This is a genomic window from Streptomyces sp. DH24 (assembly GCF_029813775.1).
In the GTDB taxonomy this organism is placed as follows: Bacteria; Actinomycetota; Actinomycetes; order Streptomycetales; family Streptomycetaceae; genus Streptomyces.
Window position 1 is genome coordinate 72,192 of the sequence record NZ_JARVKW010000023.1, and the last position, 22,226, is coordinate 94,417.

At 71.3% G+C, this 22,226-nt stretch carries 19 protein-coding genes and 1 riboswitch; of the genes, 6 read left to right on the plus strand and 13 right to left on the minus strand.

Features of this window, described 5'->3' with window-relative positions:
* Positions 1-30: 30 nt before the first annotated feature.
* The 5 genes from QC282_RS19760 to QC282_RS19780 all read right to left on the minus strand — a co-directional run bounded on the left by QC282_RS19760 (position 31) and on the right by QC282_RS19780 (position 5,678).
* The gene (locus QC282_RS19760) at positions 31-1,812 is read right to left on the minus strand and encodes an ABC transporter substrate-binding protein (RefSeq protein WP_279550829.1); all 1,782 of its coding nucleotides are present in this window, start codon (positions 1,810-1,812) and stop codon (positions 31-33) included.
* Positions 1,813-1,882: 70 nt separating this feature from the next.
* On the minus strand, positions 1,883-2,890 hold the full coding sequence (locus QC282_RS19765; protein ID WP_279550830.1) for an ABC transporter permease: 1,008 nt from the start codon (positions 2,888-2,890) through the stop codon (positions 1,883-1,885).
* A gap of 312 nt (positions 2,891-3,202) precedes the next feature.
* Positions 3,203-4,000: an enhanced serine sensitivity protein SseB C-terminal domain-containing protein gene (locus QC282_RS19770; RefSeq protein ID WP_279550831.1), complete on the minus strand. Its 798-nt coding sequence runs from the start codon at positions 3,998-4,000 to the stop codon at positions 3,203-3,205.
* Positions 4,001-4,148: 148 nt separating this feature from the next.
* Positions 4,149-4,940 (minus strand): enhanced serine sensitivity protein SseB, encoded by a 792-nt coding sequence (locus tag QC282_RS19775; protein ID WP_279550832.1) that lies wholly within the window; start codon positions 4,938-4,940, stop codon positions 4,149-4,151.
* 69 nt (positions 4,941-5,009) lie between these two features.
* Positions 5,010-5,678 (minus strand): AAA family ATPase, encoded by a 669-nt coding sequence (locus tag QC282_RS19780; RefSeq protein ID WP_279550833.1) that lies wholly within the window; start codon positions 5,676-5,678, stop codon positions 5,010-5,012.
* A 179-nt stretch (positions 5,679-5,857) separates the two neighbouring features.
* Positions 5,858-5,952, plus strand: a riboswitch (glycine riboswitch).
* Between the two features lie 154 nt (positions 5,953-6,106).
* Between QC282_RS19780 and gcvT the strand changes: the two genes are divergently transcribed.
* The 5 genes from gcvT (at position 6,107) to QC282_RS19805 (ending at position 12,330) form a co-directional block, all read left to right on the plus strand.
* The gene (gene gcvT, locus QC282_RS19785; protein ID WP_279550834.1) at positions 6,107-7,234 is read left to right on the plus strand and encodes a glycine cleavage system aminomethyltransferase GcvT; all 1,128 of its coding nucleotides are present in this window, start codon (positions 6,107-6,109) and stop codon (positions 7,232-7,234) included.
* A 207-nt stretch (positions 7,235-7,441) separates the two neighbouring features.
* On the plus strand, positions 7,442-7,819 hold the full coding sequence (gene gcvH, locus QC282_RS19790) for a glycine cleavage system protein GcvH (RefSeq protein WP_279550835.1): 378 nt from the start codon (positions 7,442-7,444) through the stop codon (positions 7,817-7,819).
* 15 nt (positions 7,820-7,834) lie between these two features.
* Positions 7,835-9,097: a serine hydroxymethyltransferase gene (gene glyA, locus QC282_RS19795; RefSeq protein ID WP_279550836.1), complete on the plus strand. Its 1,263-nt coding sequence runs from the start codon at positions 7,835-7,837 to the stop codon at positions 9,095-9,097.
* A gap of 74 nt (positions 9,098-9,171) precedes the next feature.
* Positions 9,172-10,539, plus strand: coding sequence for an L-serine ammonia-lyase (locus QC282_RS19800; protein WP_279550837.1), 1,368 nt, complete (start codon positions 9,172-9,174; stop codon positions 10,537-10,539).
* Positions 10,540-10,566: 27 nt separating this feature from the next.
* Entirely contained in the window at positions 10,567-12,330 is a 1,764-nt protein-coding gene (locus QC282_RS19805) for a hypothetical protein (RefSeq protein ID WP_279550838.1), read from the plus strand.
* A gap of 13 nt (positions 12,331-12,343) precedes the next feature.
* Here the strand turns inward: QC282_RS19805 and QC282_RS19810 are convergent, their stop codons facing one another.
* Positions 12,344-14,764 (minus strand): NB-ARC domain-containing protein, encoded by a 2,421-nt coding sequence (locus QC282_RS19810; RefSeq protein WP_279550839.1) that lies wholly within the window; start codon positions 14,762-14,764, stop codon positions 12,344-12,346.
* 210 nt (positions 14,765-14,974) lie between these two features.
* Here QC282_RS19810 and QC282_RS19815 point away from each other — a divergent pair, with 210 nt between their 5' ends.
* On the plus strand, positions 14,975-15,532 hold the full coding sequence (locus QC282_RS19815; protein WP_279550840.1) for a glycoside hydrolase family 25 protein: 558 nt from the start codon (positions 14,975-14,977) through the stop codon (positions 15,530-15,532).
* 49 nt (positions 15,533-15,581) lie between these two features.
* Here QC282_RS19815 and QC282_RS19820 read toward each other — a convergent pair whose 3' ends face one another.
* From QC282_RS19820 to QC282_RS19850, 7 genes are all read right to left on the minus strand, one after another.
* Positions 15,582-15,794 (minus strand): EF-hand domain-containing protein, encoded by a 213-nt coding sequence (locus tag QC282_RS19820; RefSeq protein WP_279550841.1) that lies wholly within the window; start codon positions 15,792-15,794, stop codon positions 15,582-15,584.
* Between the two features lie 97 nt (positions 15,795-15,891).
* The gene (locus tag QC282_RS19825) at positions 15,892-16,509 is read right to left on the minus strand and encodes an ADP-ribosyltransferase (RefSeq protein WP_279550842.1); all 618 of its coding nucleotides are present in this window, start codon (positions 16,507-16,509) and stop codon (positions 15,892-15,894) included.
* A 95-nt stretch (positions 16,510-16,604) separates the two neighbouring features.
* Positions 16,605-17,816, minus strand: coding sequence for a hypothetical protein (locus QC282_RS19830; RefSeq protein WP_279550843.1), 1,212 nt, complete (start codon positions 17,814-17,816; stop codon positions 16,605-16,607).
* Between the two features lie 105 nt (positions 17,817-17,921).
* Complete coding sequence (locus QC282_RS19835; RefSeq protein WP_279550844.1) at positions 17,922-18,425, minus strand: ATP-binding protein; 504 nt, start codon at positions 18,423-18,425, stop codon at positions 17,922-17,924.
* A gap of 300 nt (positions 18,426-18,725) precedes the next feature.
* Positions 18,726-19,493, minus strand: coding sequence for an enoyl-CoA hydratase/isomerase family protein (locus QC282_RS19840; RefSeq protein ID WP_279550845.1), 768 nt, complete (start codon positions 19,491-19,493; stop codon positions 18,726-18,728).
* A gap of 77 nt (positions 19,494-19,570) precedes the next feature.
* Complete coding sequence (locus QC282_RS19845; RefSeq protein WP_279550846.1) at positions 19,571-20,818, minus strand: Ig-like domain-containing protein; 1,248 nt, start codon at positions 20,816-20,818, stop codon at positions 19,571-19,573.
* Between the two features lie 164 nt (positions 20,819-20,982).
* A complete protein-coding gene (locus QC282_RS19850) occupies positions 20,983-22,221 on the minus strand; it encodes an Ig-like domain-containing protein (protein ID WP_279550847.1) in 1,239 nt (412 codons plus the stop codon).
* Positions 22,222-22,226 lie beyond the last annotated feature (5 nt).

Below are 22,226 nucleotides of genomic sequence, written 5' to 3' on the forward strand. Positions count from 1 at the left end.
TCGTGCCGTATGGCGGGTGTGCCGGCCGGGTTACTTCTTGACGCCCAGGTTCACGAAGTCGTACTGGCCGTTGTAGGCATCGGTCGTGTACACGTTCGCGAGCTCGGACGAGCGCCAGTTGATGAACTTCTCGAACACGAAGGGCAGGTAGTACGCGCCCTCCATGACCTTGTGGTTGATCTCCGTGGCGATTTGGGCCTTCTTCGCCTCGTCGAGCTCCGTAACGTAGTCGTCGAAGAGACCGTCGATCGTCTTGTCCTTGATCAGGGCGTAGTTGTTGTTGCCGCTTTCAAGGATGTACTTGCTGCTCCACAGCGGCAGACCGAAGCCCTGCACCGTGGCGAAGTCCGGGCCCCAGCCCATGACGATGATGCCGTAGCCCTTCTTCTTCACGTTCGAGGGGCTGCCGATGATGCCGGAGGTCTGCGAGCCGTCGTACTGGTCGATCTCGGCCTGGATGCCGACCTTCTTCAGCGACGCCTGCATCGACTCCGCGGTGGCCACCTCGACCGGCTTGTTGTTGCGGACCGCGATGCGGGTCTTGAAGCCGTTGGGCTGACCGCAGGCCTTCAGCTCTTCCTTGGCCTTGGCGATGTTGCCCTTCTTGTTGGCACCGGCCATCTCGTACGGGTCGTACTTCTGGCCCTCGGAGCCCGGCACCGACGGGGGCAGCATGTTGGTGCCGATGTCACCGCCGGCGATGGGGCCGCCGCGCGCGTTCTGCAGCGAGACGTGGTCGGCGCCGTACAGCACGGCCTTGCGGCAGTGGATGTTGTCGAACGGCTTCACGCTCTGCGGGAAGACCGCGTAGCGGATGTAGCCGGTGACCGGGTTGTCCAGGTTCTCCTTGTGCTGCTTCAGGGCGGTGGTGCGGCCCTGCGGAGACATGCCGGTCTGGTTGATGTCCAGGTGGTAGTCGCCGTTGATGAGGCGCTGGTCCATGTCGTTGGCGTTGGTGAAGAACCGGACGCTGATCTTGTCCGGCAGCGCCTTGCGGATCGGGTCCGAGTCCTTCTTCCACTCCGCGTTGCGGACGAGGGTGAGGGACTTGCCCGGGGAGTACGACTGGAACTTGTACGGGCCGCTGGAGAACGGCTTCAGGCCGTACTTCGACTTGGTGTCCTTGTCCTGGCGGACCGGGGACGCCGACGGCATCGCGAGCATCTCGGGGAAGTCGCTGTTGGCCGAGGGGAGCTTGAAGACGATGGTCTTCTCGTCCGGCGTCTCGATGGCCTTCAGGCCGAGCTTGTCGGCGGACTTGTCCTTGTACGGGCCCGGGTACTCGCCCTTCGGGTCCAGGATGTCCTTCAGGTAGACCGGACCGCCGGACAGCACGTCCTGCGCCCACTGGCGCTCGATGCCGTACTTCACGTCCTGGGACGTGATCGGCTTGCCGTCCTCCCAGGTGATGCCGTCGCGCAGGGTGAACGTGTAGGTCTTGCCGTCGTCCGAGACCTTGCCCGCGTCGGTGGCCAGGTCCGGCGTCAGCTCGGCGCCCGTCTTGCCCGGCTCGGTCTTGAAGCTGAGCAGCTGGCGGCTGTAGTAGCGCATGAAGTTCCAGGCGAAGCCGTAGTAGCCGCGCGTGGTGTCCCACGAGTCGGCGTCCTGGGCGCCCGCGAACTTCAGCTCGCCACCCTTCGTGGTGGACGCGTTGGCCAGCTTGTTGTTGGCCGCGTCGAAGCCGGCCGCCTTCGTGCCGTCGCCGTCGCTGTCGTCGCCGCCGCCGCACGCTGCCGTGGCCAGCAGCGCGGCGACCACGGCGGCAGCGGCCATGGCCTGCTTGCGCCGCCCTGAGGTGCGTTGGGTAGTCACGATCTCGGATCCTCCGGTTTTGATGAGAGGTCCCGTGCCAGATGCCACGGGTCGCTTGGGGTACGGCAGTTCAGCGGGAGCCCTTCGGGTCGAGCGCGTCACGCACGCCGTCGCCGAAGAGGTTGAAGGCAAGAACGGTGATGAAGATCGCCACGCCCGGGATCACCATGTACATGGGGTCCGAGTCGTAGTAGTCGATCGCGCTCGAGAGCATCTGGCCCCAGGAGGCCGTGGGCGGCTTGACGCCCACGCCCAGGAAGCTGAGTGCCGCTTCGGTGAGGATGTTGGTCGGGATCATCATCGTCGTGTAGACGATGATCGGCGCGACGAGATTCGGCAGCAGTTCCTTGAAGAGGATGTAGAACCGCCCCGCGCCCAGCGATCGGGCCGCCTCGACGTACTCCCGTTCGCGCAGGGAGAGCGTCTGGCCGCGCACCACGCGTCCGATGTAGGGCCAGCCGAAGAAGCCGATGACGAGGATCATCACGAACAGGCGGACGCCCGTACCGGTCAGTCCCAGCATCTCGTTCGGCATGACGGAGACCAGCGCGATGATGAACAGCAGCTGCGGGAAGGCCAGCAGACCGTCCATCACACGGCTGATCGCGGCGTCGACCCACCCGCCGAAGAAGCCGGCGAGAATACCCAGCACCGTACCGATGACCACCGCCACCAGCGCCGACAGGAAGCCGACGAGGAGCGAGATCCGGGCGCCGTAGACGATGCGGGCGAAGATGTCGCGGCCGTTGACCGGCTCGACGCCCAGCAGGTGCTCACTGCTGATGCCGCCCCAGGAACCCGTCGGCGTGCCGAACAGCGGGTCGATCAGCTCCTCGTGGTGCGCCTCGGGATCCTGCCCGACGAGGCTCGTGATCACGGGCGCGAGTAGTGCGACGGCGATCAGGAACAGCACGACGACGCTGCCCGCGAGGGCGAGTTTGTCCCGTTTCAGGCGCTCCCAGGCGATCCGGCCCAAGGAGCGTCCCTGCACGGCCTTCGCGTCGGACTTGCCTACCGCCGCTTCCTCGGCCGCACTCGGGGCCGCTTCCGCGGTCGGCTCGTGCAATGGTGCCGTCATCTGGCAGGGACCCCTCTCAACCGGCGGTGGCCGGCCCGCACTTGCCGCTGTGGCGGCGATTCAGTCCGTCGTACACAGGGGTGAACACCCCTGGTGCGGGAGTCTTCAACGCTTCGGCGTTTTGTTGCCAGACTTGACGGAGAAAGGATGCGCAACCGTGATGCTGTCCGGGGGTTTCCGTTATCCGAACAGACGGTTGCGGCCGTCGGACGCAGGCGAGTCAGGACATTCGGCACAGACCGGAACCTACCGCCCTTCTCTACGCGCGGAGAGTCGGCCCGGCCGACCCGCCCGCTCGTTGTCCGGAACGGATCAGTAGCGGCCCTGCGCCGGCGGGAATCCGTACCCCGCCGCGGGCGCCTGGGCCGGGCTCGCGTGCGCCTCGCGGTCGTAGAAGGGCCGGGCGTTCGCGCGCAGCCACATCGCCACCGGGTCGTGCTCGTCGGACAGCGCGACCGTCGACACCGGCAGGCCCTCCGGGACCGCGCCGATCGACTGCTGCATCATCGCGCGCACCGCGTCCACGGCCGGCGGGCTCGTGTCGTACACGTCGAGACCGATGGCGAGGTACGGCGCGCCCAGCGCCGGCTGCACCCACGCGCGGCGCAACGAGCGGACCGCCGGGGTGCGGTGGGCGTTCTGCGCGATCAGGGCGTAGAACTGCGGGATCTCGATGGCCGGTTCGGACAGCCGCAGCGGGCCCGCGGGCTGCCGGTCCAGGCCGGTGGCGATGCGGCGCAGATCGAGCCACGGGATGCCGACGCCGCCGCCCGGGGCGTGCGGGTTGAGCCAGAGGCCGAAGTGGTCCGGGTAGAGCGCGCGGGCCACCTCCAGGCCGTCGACCACCTCGTACGACCGGTTCCAGCCGCTGGCCGACAGCTCCTGGGCGGAGGTCACGCAGGGCGCGTAGCCGTGGCCGTCGACCTCCATGTTTCCGTACTGGGCGTCCGGTGAGCCGGCCTGGCCGTGCCACAGCAGCATCCAGATCTGGCCGGAGGACGGGCTCGCGAGCGCGCGGAGCAGCGCCTCGTAGGCGTCGTAGCGCCCGGGCGTCACCTGGCGCAGCATGTGCTCGACCTGTCCGGCCGCGGCTGTGCCGCTCGCGCTCACGTTGTGCCCCTTCGGAAAAGTGCCGTGGGTTATGAAACCAGATTAAGTGTGGCCGACGCCGGTGTGGGAGTTCGGTGCCCGGTGGTGTGCTCCGGGCGCCGGTCGTGAAGGTCTCGTCGCGCCCTTCGGGACGTCCGGCGCGCGTTCCTCACATGGCCCGCTGGTAGAAGGGCCGTACGTTCTCCCGGAGCCAGTCGCCCACCGGGTCCTGCGCCACGTCCAGGAGGACCAGGTTGACCGGCCACTTGACCGGGGACGTGCCGAGCGCGCGGCCGAGGGCGTCCATGGGCAGGGCCCGCAGGTCGCCCTCCCACTGGGAGAGTTCGACGCCGACGAACATGACCGGGTCGGCCGTCTCGATGGCGGCGAGGCAGCGGCGGGCCGTGCGGACCACACCGATGCCCTCGAACTCGGTCCCGGCGGCGGACAGGAAGTCGACCGGGTCCTCCTGCCAGTCGGGCTCGAACAGCCGGACCCGGCCGCCGCTCGCGGGACCGTCCAGCGGGGTGCGCCCGGCCCGGCACAGCTCGGCGACCGCGGGCGGCGGCAGGGGTATGCCGACCACACCGCCCGGGTTGACGGCGATGCCCGCCTGCGGGGGCAGACCACGCGCGAACTCCACGGCGGGCGCGACGGCGTACGACATGTGGGCGCCGACGACCTGGCGGAACTGCTCCTCGGAGCTGAACACCGGCACATAGGCCTGGCCCTCCAGCTCCAGCGTGGGCAGGTCCAGCGGGCCGGTGTGCGGACCGCCGCCGCCCGGCAGCGGGACCCAGAGGAAGCTGCGGCCGAGCACCTCGACGATCCGGCCGCCGGCCGAGGGGACGCCGAGGGAGGCGGAGAGCACCTCCTCCAGTTCGTTGCCGGGCCATCCACCGTGCGGATGGGGGTGCGCCTGCGCCGGGAAGTCCGCGGAGAATTCCGCCGGGAAGTCCATCTCTGCCTACCGCCTGACTGGTGCCACTGCTGTGGCTGAAAAGGCTAACGGGTGCCGGGCCCGGCCGGGTCAGCCCGTGAAGCCGATCCGGCGCAGCGCGTTCGCCGCGTCCCGGTCCACGAGGACCGCCGAGCCGCAGCCGGCCGGCAGGTCGCCCTCGGTGATCGCGCGCAGCAGCCGTGTGGTGGCCGTGCGGTGCCTGCGGAAGGCGTAGCGGGAGACGCCCCGGCCGCGGTCGCGCTGGCCGGCCAGCGCCTCCCGCGGTGTGACGTCGAGCAGCAGCAGGTGCAGCTTGCCGCCCCGGCGGCGGGCCTCGCGGGCCAGCCAGGCGCGCACCCAGGCCTGGGTGCCGCAGTCGTGCACGACGACGCCCTCGCCGGAGCGCAGCGCCCGCCGCAGCCCGGCGTAGTGCGCGAGGCGGACCAGCGGGCGGTAGACGGCGTACGGCAGGAAGCGCGGCATGCGCCGGTCCCAGCGGTCCCGGGTGTCCTGGGAGTCGACGCGCCGGCCGGGCACGGCGCGCCGCATCAGCGTGGACTTGCCGCTGCCGGGCAGGCCGGTGACCACGACGAGGTCGCGGGGCCCGAAGAGCAGGGCGTGCGGGCTGTGTCCGCCGCGGTCGCGAAGATCGCGGACGACGGGTGCGGACTGCGGGCCGCACGCCTCCCGGGCCGGAGCGGCGGCCTGCTTGGGCAGCGCGACGCCCGAGGTCGTGGCGTACACCGTGGTCCTGTTCACCGTGATCGTCCCCCCTGGGGTCGGGTACGGAGTCCCATCCCCGCCGAGTGTAAAGAAAAGGTAATTCAGACTGTCCCGCATTTTCGTTCGCTTACTGCCACAAGCCGGCTACAAGTGCGGCCTGTCGGCGAGCCGACCCGGCGTGCAATGATGTGGCCGCCAACTGCATACCGGCCGCTTGAATCCGCGCGGGAGAGTCCCCGGCACTGCCCGGGGCGCCGAAGGAGCAAGTCCCTCCCTTGAATCTCTCAGGCCCCGTTACCGCGCGGGCGAGGCACATCTGAAAAGCGGGCCGCTGTGTCAGTGGCTCCACCCAAGGTGCAAGCCATTGCCCATCCCTTTCCCGGGCTGGTCATGGCGAACCTCTCAGGTTCCGATGACAGATGGGGAGGAACGACCCCCTGTCATGCCTTGGAGACGACCGTCCGATGAGCAGTAACGAACCTCGCCGTACCGCGCTGGATGCCCTGCACCGCTCGCTCGGCGCGACCATGACCGACTTCGCCGGCTGGGACATGCCCCTGCGCTACGGCTCCGAGCGCGACGAGCACAACGCCGTGCGCACCCGGGCCGGCCTGTTCGACCTCTCCCACATGGGCGAGATCACCGTCACCGGCCCGCAGGCCGCCGCGCTGCTGAACTTCGCCCTCGTCGGCAACATCGCCTCCGTCGGCGTCGGCCGGGCCCGCTACACCATGATCTGCCGGGCCGACGGCGGCATCCTGGACGACCTGATCGTGTACCGGCTCGCGGAGACCGGGGCCCCCGAATATCTGGTGGTCGCGAACGCCTCCAACGCCCAGGTCGTGCTGGACGCGCTCGTGGAGCGTTCGGCCGGCTTCGACGCCGAGGTGCGCGACGACCGGGACGCCTACGCGCTGCTCGCCGTGCAGGGCCCCGAGTCGCCCGGCATCCTCAAGAGCCTGACCGACGCCGACCTCGACGGCCTGAAGTACTACGCCGGGCTGCCCGGCACCGTCGCGGGCGTCCCGGCGCTGATCGCGCGCACCGGCTACACCGGCGAGGACGGCTTCGAACTGTTCGTGAAGCCGGAGCACGCCGCCGAGCTGTGGCAGGCGCTGACCAAGGCCGGCGAGAGCGCCGGTCTGGTGCCCTGCGGCCTGTCCTGCCGGGACACTCTGCGTCTTGAGGCCGGCATGCCGCTGTACGGGCACGAGCTGACCACGGAGCTGACGCCCTTCGACGCCGGGCTCGGCCGGGTGGTGAAGTTCGACAAGGAGGGCGACTTCGTGGGCCGCGAGGCGCTGGCCGAGGCCGCCTCCCGCGCCCGGGAGAACCCGCCGCGCGTCCTGGTCGGCCTGGTCGCCGAGGGCCGCCGTGTCCCGCGCGCCGGGTACCCCGTGGTCGCCGGCGGCGAGGTGATCGGCGAGGTCACCTCCGGAGCCCCCTCCCCGACGCTGGGCAGGCCGATCGCGATGGCGTACGTCGACGCGGCGCACGCGGCGCCGGGCACCCCCGGGGTCGGCGTGGACATCCGCGGCAGTCACGAGCCGTACGAGGTCGTGGCGCTGCCGTTCTACAAGCGCCAGAAGTAGACACTTCTGCGGGCACCGGAAGGCCACGCCTCGCCGGGCGCCGGACCGGAAGTGACGCTTTTCCCGGCGCCCGAAGCGGACACTGAAGCACGGGTCCGTGCCCGGCAGGCGTGACGGCGTGGCTCCGCGCACACTTCCGCTGTTCACCAGCGGTCCCAGCAGTCCCTCATTCACCAGCACTCCCTCGCGTACAGGAGAATTCAGGCCATGAGCAACCCCCAGCAGCTGCGCTACAGCAAGGAGCACGAGTGGCTGTCGGTCGCCGAGGACGGCGTCTCGACGGTCGGCATCACGGAGCACGCGGCGAACGCGCTCGGCGATGTCGTCTTCGTCCAGCTCCCGGAGGTCGGTGACACCGTGACCGCGGGCGAGACCTGCGGCGAGCTGGAGTCGACCAAGTCGGTCTCCGACCTGTACTCCCCCGTCTCCGGCGAGGTCACCGAGGTCAACGAGGACGTCGTCAACGACCCGTCGCTGGTGAACTCCGCGCCCTTCGAGGGCGGCTGGCTGTTCAAGGTGCGCGTCGCGGAGGAGCCGGCCGACCTGCTCTCCGCCGACGAGTACACCGCCTTTTCCGCCGGCTGAGAGGTCGTAGCACACATGTCGCTTCTGAACACGCCCCTGCACGAGCTCGACCCGGACGTGGCCGCCGCGGTCGACGCCGAGCTGGACCGCCAGCAGTCCACCCTGGAGATGATCGCCTCCGAGAACTTCGCGCCGGTCGCGGTCATGGAGGCGCAGGGCTCGGTCCTGACCAACAAGTACGCCGAGGGCTACCCCGGCCGTCGCTACTACGGCGGCTGCGAGCACGTCGACGTGGTCGAGCAGATCGCCATCGACCGCGTGAAGGCCGTGTTCGGCGCCGAGCACGCCAACGTGCAGCCGCACTCGGGCGCCCAGGCCAACGCGGCCGCGATGTTCGCGCTGCTCAAGCCGGGCGACACCATCATGGGTCTGAACCTCGCGCACGGCGGGCACCTGACCCACGGCATGAAGATCAACTTCTCCGGCAAGCTCTACGACGTCGTCGCCTACCACGTCGGCGACGACGGCCGGGTCGACATGGCCGAGGTCGAGCGCCTCGCCAAGGAGGCCAGGCCGAAGCTGATCGTCGCCGGCTGGTCGGCCTACCCGCGGCAGCTGGACTTCGCCGCGTTCCGCCGGATCGCCGACGAGGTCGGTGCCTACCTCATGGTCGACATGGCGCACTTCGCCGGTCTGGTCGCGGCGGGCCTGCACCCGAACCCGGTCCCGCACGCGCACGTGGTCACCACGACCACCCACAAGACGCTGGGCGGCCCGCGCGGTGGTGTGATCCTGTCCACCGCCGAGCTGGCCAAGAAGATCAACTCTGCGGTCTTCCCCGGTCAGCAGGGTGGCCCGCTGGAGCACGTGGTCGCCGCCAAGGCCGTCGCGTTCAAGGTCGCCGCCTCCGAGGACTTCAAGGAGCGCCAGCGCCGTACCCTGGAAGGCGCCCGCATCCTCGCCGAGCGTCTCGTCCGGGACGACGTACGGGCCGTCGGCGTGGACGTGCTGTCCGGCGGCACGGACGTGCACCTGGTCCTGGTGGACCTGCGCGACTCCGAGCTGGACGGTCAGCAGGCGGAGGACCGGCTCCACGAGGTCGGCATCACCGTCAACCGCAACGCGGTCCCGAACGACCCGCGCCCGCCGATGGTGACGTCCGGCCTGCGGATCGGCACGCCCGCCCTCGCCACCCGCGGCTTCACGGCCGAGGACTTCGCCGAGGTCGCGGACGTGATCGCCGAGGCGCTGAAGCCGTCCTACGACGCCGAGGCGCTCAGGGGCCGCGTGCAGGCGCTGGCCGCCAAGCACCCGCTGTACCCCGGGCTGAACAAGTAACCCCCTCGGGCACCGCGCGCGGCGACGCGCGCGGTGCCCGGCACCCCGCACCACCCCCGCTGTAAGGAGTCCCCGTGGCCATCTCGGTCTTCGACCTGTTCTCGATCGGCATCGGCCCGTCGAGCTCCCACACGGTGGGCCCGATGCGGGCGGCGCGCATGTTCGCCCGGCGCCTGCGCAACGACGAGCTGCTCGGCTCCGTCGCCTCGGTGCGGGCCGAGCTGTACGGCTCGCTCGGCGCGACCGGACACGGCCACGGCACGCCCAAGGCCGTCCTGCTCGGCCTGGAGGGCGACTCGCCCCGCACGGTCGACGTGGAGACGGCCGACGAGCGCGTGGAGCGCATCAAGGACTCCGCCCGGATCCGCCTCCTCGGTGACCACGAGATCGCCTTCTCCTACGACGACGACATGGTCCTGCACCGCCGCAAAACCCTCCCGTACCACGCCAACGGCATGACCCTGTGGGCGTACGACGCCTCCGGGGCGGAGCTGCTGTCGAAGACGTACTACTCGGTCGGCGGCGGCTTCGTCGTCGACGAGGACGCGGTCGGCGCGGACCGCATCAAGCTGGACGACACGGTCCTGAAGTACCCCTTCCGCACCGGCGACGAACTGCTGCGCCTGACGCGGGAGACGGGCCTGTCCATCTCCGCGCTGATGCTGGAGAACGAGCGGGCCTGGCGCACCGAGGACGAGATCCACGAGGGCCTGCTGGAGATCTGGCGGGTCATGCAGGCGTGCGTCAGGCGCGGCATGTCCCGCGAGGGCATCCTGCCCGGCGGCCTCAAGGTGCGCCGCCGCGCCGCGAACACCGCGCGCAAGCTGCGCTCCGAGGGCGACCCGAAGGCCCTCGCCATGGAGTGGATCACCCTCTACGCGATGGCCGTGAACGAGGAGAACGCGGCCGGCGGCCGGGTCGTGACCGCCCCGACCAACGGCGCGGCCGGCATCATCCCGGCGGTCCTGCACTACTACATCAACTTCGTGCCCGGCGCCGACGAGGAGGGCGTGGTCCGCTTCCTGCTGGCGGCCGGCGCGATCGGCATGCTGTTCAAGGAGAACGCCTCCATCTCCGGCGCCGAGGTCGGCTGCCAGGGCGAGGTCGGCTCCGCCTGCTCGATGGCGGCGGGCGCGCTCGCCGAGGTGCTGGGCGGCAGCCCCGAGCAGGTGGAGAACGCGGCCGAGATCGGCATGGAGCACAACCTCGGCCTGACCTGCGACCCGGTCGGCGGCCTGGTGCAGATCCCGTGCATCGAGCGCAACGGCATGGCCGCGGTGAAGGCCGTGACCGCCGCCCGCATGGCGATGCGCGGCGACGGCTCCCACAAGGTGTCCCTGGACAAGGTCATCAAGACGATGAAGGAGACCGGCGCGGACATGTCCGTCAAGTACAAGGAGACGGCCCGGGGCGGGCTGGCGGTCAACATCATCGAGTGCTGAGGGAACGGTCGAGGGGGCGCACCGGCGGTGACGGGCGGAGCAGGGCGGTTGCGGGTGCCGGTGGGGGCCGACGCGGAGCGGTGGGTCACGCGGGCCGGGTGCCGGCGGGTGCTGTTCGTCGTGCACAACGTGACCTCCGCGACCCGGCTGCTGGACGTGCTGCCGCTGTTCCACAGCGACGTCCGCGTGCAGTTGTTCGCCACCTGCACCGGGTCCTCCCCGTTCCTGTCCGGCGTGCCCGAGCTGCTGGCGCGGGCCGGGCTGCCGGTGCTGCCCTGGGAGCAGGCCAGGGACACGGCGTTCGAGCTGGCGGTCACGGCCAGCTACGGCGGTGAACTGGACGAGATACAGGGCGAGTTGGTCGTCCTGTCGCACGGCGTCGGATACAACAAGCGGCTGGCGAGAACGGGCACCCCCCCCCCAGCGGAAAACCCCGTTTTCGGCCTCGCGCCGGAGTGGCTCCTGGTGGACGGACGTCCGATCGCCACCGCGACCGTCCTGTCCCACCCCGAGCAGCTCGACCGGCTGCGCGCGTCCTGCCCGGAGGCGGCGCCCACGGCCGTCCTCGCGGGTGACCCGTGCTACGACCGCGTCCTCGCCGCTCTCCCCCAGCGCGACCGCTTCCGCCGCGCGCTGGGCGTGGCGCCCGGCCAGCGGCTGATCGTCGTCGGCTCGACCTGGTCGGCGCGGTCCCTCTTCGGCGCCGACCTGCTGCCCTGGCTGCTGTCCCGGCTGGCCTGCGAACTGCCCGCCGACGAGTACCGGACCACCGCCGTCCTGCACCCGAACATCTGGCACGGTCACGGCCCCGGCCAGGTCCGCGCCTGGCTCGACAGCGCCCGGCGCGCCGGCCTCGACGCCATCGACCCGCTCGACGGCTGGCGGCAGGCCCTGATCGCGGCCGACTGCGTCATCGGCGACCACTCCAGCGTCACCTACTACGCGGCGTCCATCGGCGTCCCCGTCCTGCTCGGCGCGTTCCCGCAGGAGGACCTCGACCCGCTCTCCCCGGTGGCCGCCCTCGGCCGTACGGCTCCCCGGCTGGACCGCGCCGGGAGCCTGCGGGCACAGATCGACCGGACGATCGCCTCGCACGAGCCGGACCGGTACAAGAACCTCGCGGAGCAGACCAGTTCGTCGCCCGGGGAGTCGGCCGCCCTGCTGCGCCGGCTGTTCTACGACCTCATGGGCCTCCCGGAACCCGAGGGCCGCCCCGCGCTGCTCGAACCCCTGCCGCTGCCGCCCTTCCGCCCCGCCCGCCGCACCGCCCCGGTGCGCGTCCTGACCGGCCCCGTCGACACCGGCCCGCCGGGGGTCACCGTCGTCCGGTACGCCGTCGCCGACGACGCGCCCGACCCCTCGGAAGGCCCCGCCGGGCACGACCGCTCCGCCCACACGGCGGTCGACGAGGAGACCCGGGACACCGGCAGGCTGCGGATCGCGGACCTCGTCGTCCGGTACGCCGCCGCGGACGACCCACGCCTCGGACCGCCGTCCGCGTGGACGTCGGAGGCGCTCGCGCGCCACTCGTACTGCTCCCTGGCCGTCTATGTGGACGGCCCGGACCGCTGCGTCGTCCGCACCCGCGAGGGAGACCTCCTGCGGCTCACCGCCGCCCCGGGTCCCGACGGGCGGCCCGACCTGTGCGACCCCGCCGCCTACGCCTCCGCGCTGCACGCCTGGCTGTCCGACGGCAGGCCCCTGGCCGGCGTCCTCCCCGGCATCACCGTACGCACCGGCTCGACGGCCCACCGCGTCGCCGTCGAACCGCTGTCCGTTCCCGCGCCGTGACCCGCCGGGCGGCTCACGCTCCCAGTTCGGAAAGGCGCGCCCGCACCCGGTCGAGGCCGACCCGGTCGCCGTTGTCCTCGTAGCGCGCGGCGGCGGCCCGCAGATCCCCGGCCTCCCGCGCGGGGCGGCCCGCGAGGCGGTGGCAGCGGGCGCGCAACTCGGTGGCGTCCGCGAGCTGGAGCCCGGCCCCGGCCGTCTCCATCGTCTCGACCGCCCGGTCCAGGCACACCAGCGCGAGTTCCGTGTCCCCCGCGTCCAGGTGCGCCTCGCCCAGACTCATGTAGACGCGGCCCGCGTTGTACGCGTCGCCCCCGCCCGGCAGCCGGCGGAAGCGCGCCAGCGCGTCGTTCAGCCGGGTGACGGCTGCCGTGAAGTGCCGCTGCCGGGCCTCGGCCCGCCCGATGTGGTGCTCCAGCAGGGCCGTGGCACGGGGCACGTCCCGCCACCCGTCGTCACCCTCGCGGATCAGGCCCAGGACGTCCCGCGCCTCCTCGAAGCACCGCTGGGCCTCCGCGTACCGCCACTGCTTCAGACGCAGCAGCCCCAGCGCCTCGACGGCACTCGCCCGGCCGCGATGGTGCCCGCACGCCCGGTCCGCCTCCGCGGCCTGTACGAGCGCCGCCTCGGCCTCGTCCGGCTGCCCGGCGCCCATGTGCCCGAACGCGAGCTGCACCAGCATCCGGCCCACCGCGCGCGGATCGCCGAACTCGGCCGCGCAGCGCCGGGCGGCCTCCACGCCGAGCCGGTGCGTGTCGATCCACTGGGCGTGGAAGCCGAGCAGCAGATGCAGACCCCACATGGCCTCGCACAACTGCCACACGAGCTCGTCGAAGCCGTGGTGCCCGGCAGCCCGGACGACCGCGGCCAGGTTCTCCCGCTCCTCACGCAGCTCCGCCAGCGCCAGCTTCCCGTCGGACGGATCACGCTCCTGCGGCAGTTCGAGTCCGCGGTACGCGGGGCCGAGCCGCCAGCGCAGCGGCATGACCCGGAAGTCCGCCGCCACGGCGAACCGCAGCTGCGCGACGGTCACCCGGCGCACCGCGGCGGCCATCCACCCGTGCCCGTCCTCGGCGAGCGCCAGCTCACGGGCGTGCGCCCGCCCCAGGTCGTGGAACCGGTAGCGCTCCTCACCGACCTCCGTCAGCAGATGCACCCTGGCCAGTTGCTCCAGCAGCTCCCGGGCCCGCTCAGGGCTCACGTCGGCAGCGGACGCGGCGCACCTGACGGTCACCGTCGGCCAGGGCCACACCGCGAGGGCGCGGTAGAAGGCGGCGCATTCGGGGGCGAGTTCGCGGTAGGAGACGTCCTGCGCGAGCCGCACCGGATCGTCGGCGGGCCCGCCGCCGGGACCCCCGTCTGCCATGCCGCTGCCTCCCGGGCCGTGCGTACGGTCGGACAACTCCCGCGCGACACGCTCCCACGCCAGGTGTTCCCGGACGGCGAGCCCCGCGCCCGTGGTGCACACCGCGAGCGGGATGCCGCCCGTACCCTCGGCCACGGCCCGCACGACCGCGTCCGGGGCGGCAGCGCGCTCCCCGCCGACGACGCGCCGGATCAACGTGACGGAGTCCGCCGTGGACAGCGGCGGCAGGGTGAGATGCCGGGCGCCGTGCTCGGCGACCAGCGCGCCCAGCCGGTGCCTGCTGGTCACCAGGACGAGACAGCCGGGCGCGGCCGGGAGCAGGGGGATCACCTGGGCGTCGCTGTGCGCGTTGTCCAGGACGACGACCATGCGGCGGTCCGCGGTGCAGTCGCGGTACAGGTCCCGCTGCCGCGCCTCGTCGCCCGGCACCATCGCGGGCGGCACCCCGAGCCGCTCCAGGAACCGCGCGAGCGCGTCGGACGGCGAGAGCGCCGTACCGGCGGAGGCACCGGCCAGATCCACGAACAGCACCCCGTCGGGGAACCGTTCGCGCAGGGCGTGCGCGCAGTGCACGGCCGCGGCGGTCTTGCCGATGCCACCGGGGCCGGTGAGGGCGACGACGGCCGGCGCGCCCGAGGGGCGGTCCTCCTCGTCCAGCAGTGAGGTGATCCGCGCGAGCACGTCCTCGCGGTCGGTGAACACGGCGGTCACCGGGGGCAGCATCTGCGGGCGGGAGGCGTCGTGGGCGACCGCGGGCACGGCACGCGGCGCCAGCCAGGACGCCTCGCGCACCCACTCCGCGACCTCGCGGGCGAACTCCGGTGAGCTGCGGGCCACTTCCACGAGCCGTAACGCGGCGGCGGTCTGCTCGGGCTCGGTGACGGGCAGGGTCGGTTGCCGCTCACCGTCGGCGGACCCGGGGCCGGCCTCCCCGGGCCCGGTGCGGGTCCGGCTCAGCAGGCCGAAGAGGCGCTCGGAGGTCCGTCTGCCCATCTCGCCGCCCGCTCCGGACAGCGCGCCCGAGGCGACGGTCCCCACGGCCGAGAGCACCATTCCCATCAGCGGTTCCACGCAGAACTCCCCCAATTCCCTGTGGCCGCAATGCTATCGACAAGGTCCGGTGGACGGACGGGAACGATCCCGCCTGCGCGGTGGGCCGGATGTGCCCGTCCGACGACCGAAGTCGACAACATCGGGCGGACGTGGGGTCGGCCGCGCCGGCAGGGGGCATACAACTATCCCGACTCCTCTCCCCGCGACCGCACCTCAAGGGGGTCCCGCATGCTGCGCGGCATCGACGTGAGCGCCTACCAGCCCTCGTCCTACGACACCGACGGCCTGTCCTTCGTCTTCGTCAAGGCGACCGAGGGCCGTACCTACGTCAACCCCAGACTCGCGGCCCAGACGAAGACGGCCCGCGACGCCGGACTCGTCGTCGGCTTCTACCACTTCCTCTGGCCGGGCAACCTGGCGGCCCAGGCCGAGTACTTCGTGAGCAAGGCCCCGGAGAAGGCCGGCGACATCCTCGCGGTCGACTGGGAGACGACCGGCGAGGGCACGCACGCGAGCAACTCCGAGAAGGACCGCTTCATCAGGAAGGTGAGGGAACTCCGCCCGGACCACCGGGTGGTGCTGTACTGCAACCGCCATTTCTGGCTGAACATCGACACGACCTCGTACGCCGGCGACGCCCTCTGGATCGCGGACTACGTCACCGCGGGCAAGCCCCGCATCAAGGCCAGGTGGCGTTTCCACCAGTACACCGACAACCCGCTGGACAAGAACGTGGCCGACTTCGAGAGCCGGGCCGCCCTGCGCGAGTGGGCGAAGAAGGGCTGACGGCAAGGCCCGGCCGGATTGTGCCGGCCGGGCGATGCTTCCGGGGCGGCTACTTGTTCAGGTACGCCCAGAACTCGTCGAACGACATGACCTTGTCGCCGTTCAGGTCGCGGCTGTTGATGATCGCCTCGGCGACCGACTCGGTGACGTGCCAGTCGCCCTGCTGCGCCAGGGCGCTCTTGAACTCGGCGGCGGTGATGAGGCCGTCCCCGTCCAGGTCGATCCGCTCGAACTGCTTGCGCGCTTCCTCGATGTCGGCCACCGGCCCGCCCCTCATTCCATGCTGTGATCACGTGATCGTCCTACTGACGCAGGTCAGATTAACCGGCGATCACAGCACGGCCGGGGCGGGGTCCGGGTCAGTGCCAGGGCTTGTAGTGCGGGTTGCTCTCGCAGTCGCTCATGATCTCGACCTTGGTCTTCTTGTCGACCGGGCAGACTCCGACGACGTACTCCCGGGCGATGCCGCCGGGGAAGGCGACCTCCATCTGGTCGGCCCACTTGTGCCGGTCGCCGATGGTCTTGTTGACGTCGACGCCGCCCGGGGCGTCGATGTAGTAGTTGTAGCCCGCCTTGTACCAGGTCTTGTAGAGGTCGTGGTCGTACGTCGTCGACACGTACGGGGAGGGCTGGTTGACCAGCACGTACTTCTCGATGTCGTACTGGCCGTTCACCACGTCCTTGGGGTGGAAGCCCTGCTCGAAGACGACCGCCGGGCCGCGGCTGTCGCTGCGGTAGAGGGTGCCGCAGGTGGCGCGCCACACGGGCTCGGGGGTGATGCGGTCGACGTCGACGGCACGGTTGGCGGCCGCCTTCAGCTTGTCGTCGAACGTCGGGCACGCCGGGGCCGCCTTGGCGGGGGCGGCGGGCTGCGCGGGGGCGGCCGGTCCGGCGTTGGTGGCCGCCGTGGTGGCGAGGACGGCGGCGAGGGAGACGGCGGCGGCAGCGGTCCGCCGCCGCAGACGAGTTGTGATCATGGCAGCACCCTGGCCGTCGGGCTGCGGCACGTTGGGGATCATCACCCCATCGGGGGCGTGTCCCGTGCCCCTCCTGCCTTGCGCGGGCCGGTCGTTCAGCGGAAGACGCCGGTGTGGCCGAGGGAGTAGCGGCCGGGCTGCGGGTAGACGGCGAGGCCGTGCGGTCCGTGGCCGACCTTGATGCGGGCGAGCTGGATGCCGGTCCGGGTGTCGATGGCGTACACCTCGGCGTCGTAGCGGCCGGAGAGCCACAGGACCTTGCCGTCGGCGGAGACGCCGCCCATGTCGGGGCTGCCGCCGTCGGGCAGGCGCCACTTCTTGGTGAGCTTGGCCCGGGTGAAGTCGAAGACGGAGACGGTGCCTTCGCCGCGGTTGGACACGTACATCTCGCGGGAGTCGCGGCTGACGTAGAGGCCGTGGCAGCCCTTGCCGGTGGGCAGGAACGTGGGCTTGCCGAACCTGTCACCGTCCACGATCCACATGCCGTCGGCCATCATGTCGGCGATGTAGAACTTCTTGCCGTCGGGCGAGACCTTGACGTCCTGCGGCATGGCCCCGTCGAAGGGCAGCCGCTGCTGTCCGACGACCTTCATCTTCTCGGTGTCGACCTTGAGCAGTTCGCCGCTGAACTCGCAGGAGACGATGAAGTAGCGGCCGTCGAGGGAGAAGTCGGCGTGGTTGACGCCGTAGCAGGTCACCGGCACGGTCTTCTTCCGCTTCATGGTGTGCGGGTCGCGGAAGACGAGCTCGCGGTCGAGGGAGGCCATCACGACGGCGTACTTGCCGTTCGGCGTGAAGTAGAGGTTGTACGGGTCGTGCACCTCCACCGGCTTGCCCGCCTTGCCGGTCTTCGGGTCGACGGGGGTGAGGGTGTGGCCGCGGTTGTTGTTGACCCACAGGGTCTTCAGGTCCCAGCTCGGGACGACGTGCTGGGGCTGGCGGCCGACGCGGAGGGTGTCGACGACCTCGTACGTCTCGGGGTCGATGACGGTGACGGTGTCGGACTCGGTGTTGGGGACGTAGACGCGGGACGGGAAGTCCTTCACGACCGGGGACAGTTTGCCGGGGCGGTCGGCCGCGTAGACGTCCTCGGGGTCGAGCACGGGCGGCATGCCGGGCAGCCCGTCGATCCGCTTCTCGCGCGGCGCGGGTACGGCGGCCTCGGTGCCGCCGGCCCGCGCGGCACGGTCCCGGGCGGCCCGGTCCTCGGTGCCCGCGCCGCAGGCGGCGAGGGCGAGGAGCGCGGTGCCCGCGAGCAGGGCGCGGGTGAGGGCGGCGCGGTTCTTGCGACGTGAAGTCGTGGTCACGCGCACCATTTAAGGTGCGCCGCAGCCGAAAACGGGTCATTCACCCGGTCGGCGGCCCACCGGGCGTCGGCGTCCCGAGCCGCGGCCGTACGCCCCGTGGCGCCCTCACCGGTCGGCGACCCTCATCTCGAACCACGTCGTCTTGCCGCGCGGCAGCAGGTCCACGCCCCAGCGGTCGGACAGCTTGTCGACGAGGAACAGCCCCCGGCCACTGATGTCCATCTCCTGCACCGGCATCAGACAGGGCAGCCCCCGGGACGGGTCCCGCACCTCGAACCGCACCCAGCCGGGACGGCGCTTCATCCGGAGCACGAAGACCCGGGCGCCGGTGTGCCGTACGGCGTTGCCGACGAGTTCGGAGACGAGCAGGACGACACCCTCGGCCAGCCTCGGCGTGAGTCCCCAGTGACGCAGGACGACGACCTGGGCGAGGCGGCGGGCGGTGGCGGCGGACTCGGGGAGGGACGGCAGCGGCACGTCCCGCTCCGCGGGGTTGCCGTACAACTCCAATGCTTTCAGGGCGCGTTCGTCCTCGACAGCCGGCGACCAGCGCGCCGCGGTCGCACCTGCGTCTCCCCGCGGCTGATCCATGCCTTCCAGCCCCGCCATGCCCCCATCATGGCCGCACGATGACGGCTCCGGGGCCGTTCCGGGGGAACGCGCTCCCCGGAACGTCCCGGTTCGCGACCGCTGATCGGCGTGTGCCGGCGACACTGCGGTATCGATGGCATCCCGCCCGACCTGCGGCAACGGCTCGGTAGGAGGCAATCGACGGACTCCCTCGACAAGGCAGGGGTGAGGCAGGCTCAAGGCTGCCACAAACCACCCCGCCGAGGGACCCGGATCAGACATCGCGTCAATTGCAAGTGCTTCGGCCGAAGTCCGGGGAAAGCACCAGCACGGCCGGTCTCAGAGGAACTTGGCCTTGCCGGGGCCCTCCTCGACGAAGCTGCGCATGCCGCGCGCCCGGTCCTCGGTGGCGAACAGGCCCGCGAACCAGTTGCGCTCGACGGCGAGCCCGGTCTCGATGTCGGTCTCCAGGCCCGTGTCGACGGACTCCTTGGCGGCGCGCAGGGCGATGGCCGGTCCCCGCGCGAGCTTCGCGGCCCAGGCGTGCGCCTCGGTGTACACGTCGGCGGCCGGGACGACGCGGTCCACGAGGCCGATCGTGAGTGCCTCGTCGGCCTTGACGTGGCGGCCGGTGAAGATGAGGTCCTTGGCCTTGGAGGGGCCGACGAGCCGGGCCAGCCGCTGGGTGCCGCCGGCGCCCGGGATCAGCCCGAGCAGGATCTCCGGCTGGCCGAGCCGGGCGTTGTCCCCGGCGACGCGGAAGTCCGCGCACAGCGCCAGTTCGCAGCCGCCGCCGAGGGCGTAGCCGGTGACGGCGGCGACGACCGGCTTGGGGATGCGGGCGACGGCGGTGAAGGAGTCCTGCAGGGCGCGGGCGCGCAGGACCATCGCGATGTGGTCCATGGCCTGCATCTCCTTGATGTCCGCGCCGGCCGCGAACACCTTCTCGCCGCCGTAGATCACCACGGCGCGCACGTCGTCGCGGCGCGTGGCCTCCTCGGCGAGTTCCTTGAGCCGGTCCTGCGTGGCGATGTCCAGGGCGTTCATCGGCGGGCGGTCCAGGCGGAGCGTGCCGACGCCTTCGGCGACTTCGAGATTCACGGTCATGCAGGCAGGTTAACGGGCACTAACGGCGGCGGGCCCGGTGCCGTACCTCACACCGGGCCCGCCGTCTCGCGCGAGGCTCAGGCCTTCCACTTCTCCCACGGCATGTTCCAGCCGTTGAGCCCGTTGTCGGGGGCGACAGTCCTGTCGTCGGAGTTCTTGACGATCACGACGTCGCCGATCATCGAGCGGTTGAAGAACCAGGCGGCGGGCGCCTTCTTGTCCCAGCCGCCGCGCACGTCGCGCAGGCCGACGCAGCCGTGGCTGGCGTTGTAGTTGCCGAAGGCGTCGCCGCCCCAGTAGTTGCCGTGCAGGAAGGTGCCGGAGGTGGTCAGGCGCATGGCGTGCGGGACGTCCTTGATGTCGTACTCGCCGCCGTAGCCGACCGTTTCGCCGTTCATGCGGGTCACGGTGAGCTTCTCGCTGATGACCATCTGGCCGTTCCAGGTGTCGTAGCCGGGCTTGCCGGTGGTGACGGGGATGGTCCTGATCAGTTTGCCGTCGCGGACGACCTTCATCTTCCTGGTCTTGACGTCGACGGTGGAGACCTGGCTGCGGCCGATGGTGAACTTCACGGTCTTGGCCTGCTCGCCGTACACGCCGGGGCGGCCTTCGACGCCGTTGAGGTTGAGTTCGACGGTGACCTCGGTGCCGGCCTTCCAGTACTTCTCCGGGCGGAAGTCGAGGCGGTCGTTGCCGAACCAGTGGCCGGCGACCTCGACGGCCGGTTCGGTCCTGACGGTGATGGCCTTCTCCACGTCCTCGGGCTTGGTGATGCCCCGGGTGAAGCGCAGGGAGAACGGCATTCCGACGCCGACGGTGGAGCCGTCCTCCGGGGTGAAGTGGCCGATGAAGGTGTTCTGTGGCGTGAGGGTGGTGAAGCCGGACTCGGCGGCGGCCGCGCGACCCTCGGAGTCCTTGGCGACCGCGTGCACCGAGTACTTGGTGGCGGCGGCCAGGTGGGTGGACGGCGTCCAGGTGGCGCCGTCGCCGGATATCTTCCCGGCTATCCGGCCGCCGTCGGAGTCCTTGACCACGACCTCGGTCAGCCGGCCCTTGGCGGCGGTGACCTTGAGGGCGCCGCTGGTGTCGACGGACTTCGCGCCGTCCTTCGGGGCGATGGTGACGACCGCCTCGGACTGCTTGCTCTGCGCGGCGCCGGCGCCGTTGCCCTTGCCGTCCTCGCCGCCCGAGGCGGAGTCCGGACCGCCGCCCCCGCACGCGGTGACGGCCAGCATCAGGACCCCGAGTGTCAGCGCCAGGACGCCTCGGCCCCGGTGTCGCCCCCGCGCGTCAACCGAAGCCCCCGGTATCGGTCGCACATTCACTTGTTTCTCCCCTCACAGGGCCCCGTCGGGGCCCACCCCCAAGCGCGTCCCGCGCGCACTTGGCGCATATTAACCGCATGGTCAGGGGCGTTGACGTGGTGCGACTGTCACTGTTCCGTACCGACTTCGGCGGCACCGGCGCGTTTCGCCGCGGCCGTTCCACTTCACCTCTGCTTCACCGCGCTGCCCGCCTTCCACGCCCGCCAGCCCAGGTTCCAGCCGCCGAGGCCGTTGTCGGGGGCGACCTTCCGGTCCTTGCTGCCCACGACCTCGACGACGTCCCCGATCAGGCTGCGGTCGAAGAACCAGCCGGCCGGGGTGTCCGCGCCGCCGCCCTTCACGTCGCGCAGTCCGACGCAGCCGTGGCTGACATTGGTGCGTCCGAACACACTGGACGGCGCCCAGTAGTTGCCGTGCAGGAAGGTGCCGGATTCGGTCAGGCGCATGGCGTGCGGGACGTCGGGGATGTCGTACTCGCCGCCGAAGCCGACCGTGCGGCTGTCCATGCGGGTCACGTCGAGCATCTCCGTGACCACCATCTTCCCGTTGTACGTGGTGGTCTTCGGCGCCCCGGCCGTGACCGGCACGGTGGCGAGGAGTTCGCCGTCGCGCCGGACCCGCATGGTGTGCCGGGCGGCGTCCACCACGGAGACCTGGCTGCGGCCGACGGTGAAGGTGAACGTCTTGTCCTGCAGGCCGTAGACGCCGGGCGCGCCCTCGACGTCGCGGAAGCGGAGGTCGACGGTGACGCGGGTGCCGGGCTTCCAGTAGTGCTCGGGGCGGAAGTCGAGGCGGTCCCTGCCGAACCAGTGCGGGCGGATCTCGGCGGCGGGGCTTGCGGTGACGCGGACGGCGCGTTCGACGGCGGCGCGGTGCGTGATCTCCCGGTTGAACTCCAGGGAAACGATCATGCCGGTGCCGACGGTGGCGCGGTTCTCCGGGGTGACGTAGCCAATGAAGCGTTCCTCGGGCACGTGGGTGGTGAACGTGGTGTGCCGGGCCGAGCGGCGGCCGTGGCCGTCCAGGGCGACGACGTCGACCGTGTACCGGGCGGCGAGCGCCAGCCGGTCCTCGGCGGGCTCCCAGCGCAGCCCGTCGGCGGAGATCCGGCCGGGCACCGGCGTCTCCCGGGCGTCCTGGGACCTGACCACCCTCACCCTCTCCAGCCGCCCGCCGGGCACCCGTACCCGCAGCTTCTCGTCGGGCCGGACGCCGCGGGTGCCGTCGTCGGGCGTGATCCGGATGTGTTCCTCGGGTCCGGGCGGCTTGCCGAGTCCGCCCATGCCGATGCCGCCGGGGGTGTCACCCGTGCAGCCGACGGCCCCGGCCAGCAGCCCTGCCCATGTCAGTACGGCGGCCAGTGCGGCCCCCGCGCGCCGCGCGCGCCCTTGTACGTGCCTCACGTGAG